Raw genomic sequence first — 1,599 nt, 5'->3', positions numbered from 1 at the left:
CTGAACGAGATAGATCTTTGAAAACTGAACAAAGTAGAAACAACCAAATGTGCAGGGGTCTTCGATTCTTTTGGAGTCGAAGGCAACAAACGAGTTAACATGGTTAACTCACAATTAATACTATGAGCAAGTCAAACTTAAAATGAGAGTTTGATCCTGGCTCAGGACGAACGCTGGCGGTATGCCTAATACATGCAAGTCGAACGCTGAAGCACTCTGCTTGCAGAGTGTGGATGAGTGGCGAACGGGTGAGTAACACGTGGGGAACCTGCCCATAAGAGGGGGATAACATCCGGAAACGGGTGCTAATACCGCATAGGTGATCATAGCGCATGCTTAGATCATTAAAGATGGCTTCGGCTATCGCTTATGGATGGCCCCGCGGCGTATTAGCTAGTTGGTGAGGTAATGGCTCACCAAGGCTGTGATACGTAGCCGACCTGAGAGGGTGATCGGCCACACTGGAACTGAGACACGGTCCAGACTCCTACGGGAGGCAGCAGTAGGGAATCTTCCACAATGGGCGAAAGCCTGATGGAGCAATACCGCGTGAGTGAAGAAGGTCTTCGGATCGTAAAGCTCTGTTGTTAGAGAAGAACAAGAGGTGTAGTAACTGGCACCTCCTTGACGGTATCTAACCAGAAAGTCACGGCTAACTACGTGCCAGCAGCCGCGGTAATACGTAGGTGACAAGCGTTGTCCGGATTTATTGGGCGTAAAGCGAGCGCAGGCGGTCTTTTAAGTCTGATGTGAAAGCCCACGGCTCAACCGTGGAGGGTCATTGGAAACTGGAAGACTTGAATGCAGAAGAGGAAAGTGGAATTCCATGTGTAGCGGTGAAATGCGTAGATATATGGAGGAACACCAGTGGCGAAGGCGACTTTCTGGTCTGTAATTGACGCTGAGGCTCGAAAGCGTGGGGAGCGAACAGGATTAGATACCCTGGTAGTCCACGCCGTAAACGATGAGTGCTAAGTGTTGGAGGGTTTCCGCCCTTCAGTGCTGGAGCTAACGCATTAAGCACTCCGCCTGGGGAGTACGGCCGCAAGGCTGAAACTCAAAGGAATTGACGGGGACCCGCACAAGCGGTGGAGCATGTGGTTTAATTCGAAGCAACGCGAAGAACCTTACCAGATCTTGACATCCTCTGACCACCCAAGAGATTGGGCTTTCCCTTCGGGGACAGAGTGACAGGTGGTGCATGGTTGTCGTCAGCTCGTGTCGTGAGATGTTGGGTTAAGTCCCGTAACGAGCGCAACCCTTATTGTTAGTTGCCAGCATTCAGTTGGGCACTCTAGCGAGACTGCCGGTGATAAACCGGAGGAAGGCGGGGATGACGTCAAATCATCATGCCCCTTATGATCTGGGCTACACACGTGCTACAATGGATGGTACAACGAGTCGCGAGACCGCGAGGTTCAGCTAATCTCCTAAAGCCATTCTCAGTTCGGATTGCAGGCTGCAACTCGCCTGCATGAAGCCGGAATCGCTAGTAATCGCGGATCAGAACGCCGCGGTGAATACGTTCCCGGGTCTTGTACACACCGCCCGTCACACCACGAGAGTTTGGAACACCCGAAGTCGGTCGAGTAACCCTTT

General features: G+C 51.7%; 1 rRNA gene. It reads left to right on the top strand.

From position 1 onward, the window contains the following. Positions 1-138: 138 nt before the first annotated feature. Positions 139-1,599, top strand: a 16S ribosomal RNA gene (locus BMX79_RS12390); the annotation flags it as partial.

It is taken from the genome of Alkalibacterium pelagium (genome assembly GCF_900109325.1).
In the GTDB taxonomy this organism is placed as follows: domain Bacteria; phylum Bacillota; class Bacilli; order Lactobacillales; family Carnobacteriaceae_A; genus Alkalibacterium; species Alkalibacterium pelagium.
The sequence above is the reverse complement of the archived record's forward strand: the minus strand, read 5'-3'. Positions and strand labels throughout refer to the sequence as shown.